This is a genomic window from Microbacterium sp. HSID17254, from assembly GCF_003989315.1.
In the GTDB taxonomy this organism is placed as follows: Bacteria; Actinomycetota; Actinomycetes; order Actinomycetales; family Microbacteriaceae; genus Microbacterium.
This window is the reverse complement of the sequence record NZ_RBLT01000072.1, coordinates 1-5502: the sequence shown is the minus strand read 5'-3', so window position 1 is coordinate 5502 and position 5502 is coordinate 1. Positions and strand designations below refer to the sequence as shown.

Genomic DNA, 5502 nt, shown 5'->3' with positions numbered 1-5502 from the left:
GTGATGGCTGGGTCGTGGGAGCATCCGATCCTTGAGAACTCAACAGCGTGCACTTGTCAAATGCCAAATTATCCTCGTCTAGCTTCGGCTGGGTGAGAATTCCTTTGGATCAAAGACCAACCTCTTTGTGGGGTTGGCAACGGATGAAGTCAGCAATGAATTCGTCTCTTTGGTCAGCATCAAACTCGCTGCGTTCCGGTTTTTCCCCGGTTCGTATGCATTTCTTTTTTACGGAGAGTTTGATCCTGGCTCAGGATGAACGCTGGCGGCGTGCTTAACACATGCAAGTCGAACGGTGAAGCAGGAGCTTGCTCTTGTGGATCAGTGGCGAACGGGTGAGTAACACGTGAGCAACCTGCCCCTGACTCTGGGATAAGCGCTGGAAACGGCGTCTAATACTGGATATGTGACGTGACCGCATGGTCTGCGTTTGGAAAGATTTTTCGGTTGGGGATGGGCTCGCGGCCTATCAGCTTGTTGGTGAGGTAATGGCTCACCAAGGCGTCGACGGGTAGCCGGCCTGAGAGGGTGACCGGCCACACTGGGACTGAGACACGGCCCAGACTCCTACGGGAGGCAGCAGTGGGGAATATTGCACAATGGGCGAAAGCCTGATGCAGCAACGCCGCGTGAGGGATGACGGCCTTCGGGTTGTAAACCTCTTTTAGCAGGGAAGAAGCGAAAGTGACGGTACCTGCAGAAAAAGCGCCGGCTAACTACGTGCCAGCAGCCGCGGTAATACGTAGGGCGCAAGCGTTATCCGGAATTATTGGGCGTAAAGAGCTCGTAGGCGGTTTGTCGCGTCTGCTGTGAAATCCCGAGGCTCAACCTCGGGCCTGCAGTGGGTACGGGCAGACTAGAGTGCGGTAGGGGAGATTGGAATTCCTGGTGTAGCGGTGGAATGCGCAGATATCAGGAGGAACACCGATGGCGAAGGCAGATCTCTGGGCCGTAACTGACGCTGAGGAGCGAAAGGGTGGGGAGCAAACAGGCTTAGATACCCTGGTAGTCCACCCCGTAAACGTTGGGAACTAGTTGTGGGGTCCATTCCACGGATTCCGTGACGCAGCTAACGCATTAAGTTCCCCGCCTGGGGAGTACGGCCGCAAGGCTAAAACTCAAAGGAATTGACGGGGACCCGCACAAGCGGCGGAGCATGCGGATTAATTCGATGCAACGCGAAGAACCTTACCAAGGCTTGACATATACGAGAACGGGCCAGAAATGGTCAACTCTTTGGACACTCGTAAACAGGTGGTGCATGGTTGTCGTCAGCTCGTGTCGTGAGATGTTGGGTTAAGTCCCGCAACGAGCGCAACCCTCGTTCTATGTTGCCAGCACGTAATGGTGGGAACTCATGGGATACTGCCGGGGTCAACTCGGAGGAAGGTGGGGATGACGTCAAATCATCATGCCCCTTATGTCTTGGGCTTCACGCATGCTACAATGGCCGGTACAAAGGGCTGCAATACCGTGAGGTGGAGCGAATCCCAAAAAGCCGGTCCCAGTTCGGATTGAGGTCTGCAACTCGACCTCATGAAGTCGGAGTCGCTAGTAATCGCAGATCAGCAACGCTGCGGTGAATACGTTCCCGGGTCTTGTACACACCGCCCGTCAAGTCATGAAAGTCGGTAACACCTGAAGCCGGTGGCCTAACCCTTGTGGAGGGAGCCGTCGAAGGTGGGATCGGTAATTAGGACTAAGTCGTAACAAGGTAGCCGTACCGGAAGGTGCGGCTGGATCACCTCCTTTCTAAGGAGCATCTGACGCTTCGGCGTCCAGAACCCAGATCGAAGGCACACGTTCTTCGCTGGGAGCTCATGGGTGGAACATTTGACATGGCATCGAGATTGTTTCTCTGATTAGTACGCAGCTTGCTGCAGGAACGTCGGGGGGATGGGTTTCGGTGCCTGCACGCTGTTGGGTCCTGAGGGACCGGATGCGGGTCTTTCGGGATCTGGTCTGTACCTCTGGGCCTCTTGTTGTCTCTCCGGTTGGGGAGGTGGTGAGGGGTACCGCCCGTACTTTGAGAACTACACAGTGGACGCGAGCATCTTGCAACTGGTCTTTGATCAGTTGCGCAAGATGATCTTAAAGATCATTAGTCAATTTCTGATTCAGTTTTCGGACTGGTCGGGTTTTTGATTCAAACTCATGTGATTTCAAGTCTTTAAGAGCAAACGGTGGATGCCTTGGCATCTGGAGCCGAAGAAGGACGTAGCAATCTGCGATAAGCCTCGGGGAACTGATAAGCAAGTTTTGATCCGAGGGTGTCCGAATGGGGAAACCCCGCTGGGCGGCGTGCCGACCTAGTGACTCCCGCCTGAATATATAGGGCGGGTAGAGGGAACGTGGGGAAGTGAAACATCTCAGTACCCACAGGAAGAGAAAGCAACCGCGATTCCGTTAGTAGTGGCGAGCGAAACCGGATCAGGCTAAACCGAGTGTGTGTGATATCCGGCAGGAGTTGCATATTCGGGGTTGTGGGACTCACCAGTCAGTTCTGCCGAGCTGGCGACGTTACAGAAGCGTATAGACGAACGGTCTTGAAAGGCCGGTCATAGAGGGTGCCAACCCCGTAGTCGAAATGCGTGTTCTGGCGTGGAGAGTATCCCAAGTAGCACGGGGCCCGTGAAATCCCGTGTGAATCTGTCAGGACCACCTGATAAGCCTAAATACTCCCAGATGACCGATAGCGGACAAGTACCGTGAGGGAAAGGTGAAAAGTACCCCGGGAGGGGAGTGAAATAGTACCTGAAACCGTTTGCTTACAAACCGTTGGAGCACCCCTGGTAGGTGTGACAGCGTGCCTTTTGAAGAATGAGCCTGCGAGTTAGCGATATGTGGCGAGGTTAACCCGTGTGGGGTAGCCGTAGCGAAAGCGAGTCTGAATAGGGCGATTCAGTCGCATGTCCTAGACCCGAAGCGAAGTGATCTATCCATGGCCAGGTTGAAGCGACGGTAAGACGTCGTGGAGGACCGAACCCACTTAGGTTGAAAACTGAGGGGATGAGCTGTGGATAGGGGTGAAAGGCCAATCAAACTTCGTGATAGCTGGTTCTCTCCGAAATGCATTTAGGTGCAGCGTTGCGTGTTTCTTGCCGGAGGTAGAGCTACTGGATGGCCGATGGGCCCTACAAGGTTACTGACGTCAGCCAAACTCCGAATGCCGGTAAGTGAGAGCGCAGCAGTGAGACTGTGGGGGATAAGCTTCATAGTCGAGAGGGAAACAACCCAGACCACCAACTAAGGTCCCAAAGCGCGTGCTAAGTGGGAAAGGATGTGGAGTTGCTCTGACAACCAGGAGGTTGGCTTAGAAGCAGCCACCCTTGAAAGAGTGCGTAATAGCTCACTGGTCAAGTGATTCCGCGCCGACAATGTAACGGGGCTCAAGCACGCCACCGAAGTTGTGGCATTGACATTATTGGTAGGCCTTCGTGGTCCAGCCGTGTTGATGGGTAGGAGAGCGTCGTGTGGCCAGCGAAGCGGCGGTGGAAACCAGCCGTGGAGGCTACACGAGTGAGAATGCAGGCATGAGTAGCGAATGACGTGTGAGAAACACGTCCTCCGAAAGACCAAGGGTTCCAGGGTCAAGCTAATCTTCCCTGGGTAAGTCGGGACCTAAGGCGAGGCCGACAGGCGTAGTCGATGGACAACGGGTTGATATTCCCGTACCGGCGAAGAACCGCCCAAGCTAATCCAGTGGTGCTAAACGTCCGAGCCTTCACATCGTCGCCTTCGGGTGACACCGTGGAGGGGAGCACGTGACCCCATGCTGGTGCGGTTAGCGTATTAACAGGTGTGACGCAGGAAGGTAGTCCAAGCCAGGCGATGGTTGTCCTGGTGCAAGTGCGTAGGCCGAGTCGTAGGCAAATCCGCGACTCATACAGGCTGAGACACGATGCGGATAAAAAGTGGATGATCCTATGCTGCCGAGAAAAGCATCGACGCGAGGTTCTAGCCGCCCGTACCCCAAACCGACTCAGGTGGTCAGGTAGAGAATACCAAGGAGATCGAGAGAATCGTGGTTAAGGAACTCGGCAAAATGCCCCCGTAACTTCGGGAGAAGGGGGGCCTTCGACGTATTAGGACTTGCTCCGAAAGCGTTTGGAGGCCGCAGAGACTAGTGGGTAGCGACTGTTTACTAAAAACACAGGTCCGTGCCAAGTCGCAAGACGATGTATACGGACTGACGCCTGCCCGGTGCTGGAAGGTTAAGAGGACCGGTTAGCCGCAAGGCGAAGCTGAGAATTTAAGCCCCAGTAAACGGCGGTGGTAACTATAACCATCCTAAGGTAGCGAAATTCCTTGTCGGGTAAGTTCCGACCTGCACGAATGGCGTAACGACTTCCCAACTGTCTCAACCGCGAACTCGGCGAAATTGCATTACGAGTAAAGATGCTCGTTACGCGCAGCAGGACGGAAAGACCCCGTGACCTTTACTACAGCTTGGTATTGGTGTTCGGTGTGGCTTGTGTAGGATAGGTGGGAGACTTTGAAGCGGTGACGCCAGTTACCGTGGAGTCATTGTTGAAATACCACTCTGGTCACTCTGGATATCTAACTTCGAACCGTAATCCGGTTCAGGGACAGTGCCTGGTGGGTAGTTTAACTGGGGCGGTTGCCTCCCAAAAAGTAACGGAGGCGCCCAAAGGTTCCCTCAACCTGGTTGGCAATCAGGTGGCGAGTGTAAGTGCACAAGGGAGCTTGACTGTGAGACTGACAGGTCGAGCAGGGACGAAAGTCGGGACTAGTGATCCGGCAGTGGCTTGTGGAAGCGCTGTCGCTCAACGGATAAAAGGTACCTCGGGGATAACAGGCTGATCTTGCCCAAGAGTCCATATCGACGGCATGGTTTGGCACCTCGATGTCGGCTCGTCGCATCCTGGGGCTGGAGTAGGTCCCAAGGGTTGGGCTGTTCGCCCATTAAAGCGGTACGCGAGCTGGGTTTAGAACGTCGTGAGACAGTTCGGTCCCTATCCGCTGCGCGCGTAGGAAGTTTGAGAGGATCTGACCCTAGTACGAGAGGACCGGGTTGGACGAACCTCTGGTGTGTCAGTTGTTCCGCCAGGAGCACCGCTGATTAGCTACGTTCGGGATGGATAACCGCTGAAAGCATCTAAGCGGGAAGCCGGCCTCAAGATGAGACTTCCATACCTTCGGGTGAGAGGCTCCCAGCCAGACTACTGGGTTGATAGGCCAGATGTGGAAGCACGGTAACGTGTGCAGCTGACTGGTACTAATAAGCCGATGACTTGATAACACACCGTTTGTTGGTGCTTGCGTCCACTGAGTGGTTCTCGATGTACGGTCGAGAACTACCTTCAACAATGATTCATCATTGCTTTAGGTTTGATTGAAACATCAATAGTGTTTCGGCGGCCATAGCGTGAGGGAAACGCCCGGTCACATTCCGAACCCGGAAGCTAAGCCTCACAGCGCCGATGGTACTGCAGGGGGGACCCTGTGGGAGAGTAGGACACCGCCGGACTCCTTTTAGTC

General features: G+C 54.6%; 3 rRNA genes. All 3 read left to right on the top strand.

Going from position 1 to position 5502, the window contains the following annotated elements:
- The first annotated feature begins 227 nt into the window (after positions 1-227).
- Positions 228-1752 (top strand): 16S ribosomal RNA (locus D8M34_RS17490).
- A 408-nt stretch (positions 1753-2160) separates the two neighbouring features.
- Positions 2161-5263: ribosomal RNA gene (locus D8M34_RS17480) — 23S ribosomal RNA — on the top strand.
- 111 nt (positions 5264-5374) lie between these two features.
- Positions 5375-5491: ribosomal RNA gene (gene rrf / locus D8M34_RS17475) — 5S ribosomal RNA — on the top strand.
- The 16S, 23S and 5S rRNA genes sit together here, the layout of an rRNA operon.
- The last annotated feature ends 11 nt before the right edge of the window (positions 5492-5502 follow it).